The 2,389-nt window shown below is 73.4% G+C and carries 3 protein-coding genes; all 3 read right to left on the bottom strand.

Annotated features, from left to right (window positions below):
* Window positions 1-117 precede the first annotated feature (117 nt).
* Window positions 118-762 carry a MerR family transcriptional regulator gene (locus ACFXDE_RS43820; protein WP_380448596.1) on the bottom strand — a complete coding sequence of 215 codons (645 nt, stop codon included), beginning with the start codon at window positions 760-762 and terminating at the stop codon, window positions 118-120.
* 224 nt (window positions 763-986) lie between these two features.
* The gene (locus ACFXDE_RS43815) at window positions 987-1,463 is read right to left on the bottom strand and encodes a bifunctional nuclease family protein (protein WP_329924794.1); all 477 of its coding nucleotides are present in this window, start codon (window positions 1,461-1,463) and stop codon (window positions 987-989) included.
* A 74-nt stretch (window positions 1,464-1,537) separates the two neighbouring features.
* Window positions 1,538-2,233, bottom strand: coding sequence for a MerR family transcriptional regulator (locus ACFXDE_RS43810; RefSeq protein ID WP_380499804.1), 696 nt, complete (start codon window positions 2,231-2,233; stop codon window positions 1,538-1,540).
* Between the last annotated feature and the right edge of the window lie 156 nt (window positions 2,234-2,389).

The following is a 2,389-nucleotide window of genomic DNA, read 5'->3' as shown; positions in this document are numbered from 1 at the left end:
CCCGAGCTCCTCGTCCCCCCCCTACTACTACCCCCCCGCCCCACCCACTCGGCCGCCGCCCCGGGGGGACCCCCGGGGGGCCCCGCGGCCTCGTCGTTCCGTGCTCCTACCGGGCCGTCAGACCGCCCGGTTGCGGCGCTGGGCGAGCTCGTCCCCGGGGTCGTGCCCCAGCAGCGTCTCACCGGTGTCCGTCCGCTCGGCGTGCAGCCGCCCGACGGTCAGCTCCAGCTCCTGCCAGACCGCCCCCACCGCGATGCCGAACACACCCTGACCGCCCTTCAGCAGGTCGACGACCTGCTGGGGCGTGGTGCACTCGTAGACCGTCGCGCCGTCGCACATGAGCGTCAGCCCGGCCAGGTCGCCCTGCTCGGCGGCCTGCAGATGGGCGACGGCCACCCGGATGTTCTGCAGCGAGACGCCCGCGTCGAGCAGCCGCTTCACGATCTTGAGGAGCAGGACGTCGCGGAAGCTGTAGAGCCGCTGACTCGTCGCCGGGTACGCCGAACGGACGCTGGGCTCCAGCAGCCCCGTCCGGGCCCAGTAGTCCAGCTGGCGGTAGGTGATGCCGGCCGCCGCGCAGGCCGTCGGGCCGCGGTAGCCGATGAGTTCGGAGGTCGGCGCCAGCCGCTCGATGGCCGGCTGGCCGGGCTGTACGGCCGGGAACCGGCCCACCCTGGGCAGGTCCGTCACGGTGCGAGCGGTGCGCGGCACGTGCACGGCGCACAGGCCTCCCACGGCCGCGTCATCGCCGGTGCTGCTCATGCCTACCTCCGTCCACTCGTGTTGCGGGCAACCCAGACTGCGGGCGTCGGTCACCCGGGCAGCCACTCCTGACGGTAGGCAGTCCCCTATGACCCGTCAACGATCGCCACGCCGAGCCGGACAAACCGCGTCACTCAGGAGAGTGGTTTTTCGTGCCCCTAGTGTGGGTAGGTGGACGGATTTTGGCAAAACGACAGCACGGCCCGTACGCCGGCCGGTCCGCGCTACTGCGGACCACTGCCCCCGAAGTCCTCGGGCGACACCTGATCGAGGAACTCGCGGAACTTCTCGACCTCGTCCTCCTGCTCGTCCGGGATCGCGATGCCCGCCTCCGCGAGCACCTCCTCGCTCCCGAAGATCGGCGTGCCGGTCCGCAGCGCGAGCGCTATCGCGTCGGACGGCCGGGCGCTCACCTCGACCCCGCCGGCGAAGACCAGCTCCGCGTAGAAGACGCCCTCGCGCAGATCGGTGATCCGGACCTCGGTGAGCTGCTGGCCGAGCGCCTCCAGGACGTCCTTGAAGAGGTCGTGCGTCAACGGGCGCACCGGGGTCATCCCCTGCTGCGCGAAGGCGATCGCGGTCGCCTCGCCGGGGCCGATCCAGATCGGCAGGTACCGGTCGCCCCCGACCTCCCGCAGCAGCACGATCGGCTGGTTGGAAGGCATCTCCACCCGGACACCCACGACGTCGAGCTCATTCACACAGGCAACCCTATGGCTCTGGCCCCGGATATGAAAGCGCAGACCCGACGCCGCTGGTCAGCGGGGTGGGGCCGTCACGGGCGGGTCCGCAGACCGGCCTGGACCATCGCCGCGTGCAGCCGCACCGCCAGCGTCGCGAGCTCCCGCGCGGTGGCCTCCGCATGGGCCCTGGTCTGCGGGTTGCGGTGCCGGCGCAGCGGCGCCACCACCTGCTCGACGAGGGCGACCTCCCGGTCGGCGGCGGCCTTCATGGCCCGCAGGTGCCGCGGTTCGAGCCCGTACCGGCCGAGCTCCGCGACCAGCCGGGCCACCTGCAGCGCGTCGCCGTCGTACCCGCCGTCCGGCCCGGAGGCGACCAGCCCGTAGGACTCCCACTCGACCAGGTCCCCGTCGCCCGCCCCGGCGGCGGCCAGCAGTTCGGCCCTCCCCAGCCGGACCCCGGCCGAGGCCTCGGCGGCGGCGACCAGTTCCCGGTCCGCCTCCTCCATCGGCCCGGGCCGGGCGTCGGCGGGCGGCAGCGCGGGCGGCGCCTCCCCGCGCTCCATCGCGTCCAGGTGCTCGCGGATCACCCGCAGCGGCAGGTAGTGGTCGCGCTGCATCCGCAGCACGTAGGCCAGCCGCTCGACGTCGGCCGGGCTGAACTTGCGGTACCCCGAGGGCGTGCGCTGCGGCTCGACCAGGCCCTCCGCCTCCAGGAACCTGATCTTGGAGATGGTGACCTCGGGGAACTCGTCGCGCAGGTGGGCCAGCACCGCGCCGATGCTCAGCAGCTCGTCGCCACGGCGCCGCGCGCCCGCACGCTCCGGCCGGAGCGGCTGCCTGGGGCCCGCGACCACGCCGCGCCCGTCCCGGTCCGTCTGCGGACCGGAGGGCGCGGGCGTGGCCGCCCCGAGAGATGAATCGGAGGTATTCGTACTCACTCGGGC

It is taken from the genome of Kitasatospora sp. NPDC059408 (assembly GCF_042751525.1).
In the GTDB taxonomy this organism is placed as follows: domain Bacteria; phylum Actinomycetota; class Actinomycetes; order Streptomycetales; family Streptomycetaceae; genus Kitasatospora.
Note: the sequence above shows the minus strand (reverse complement) of the source record. Positions and strands in the feature narration are given on the sequence as shown.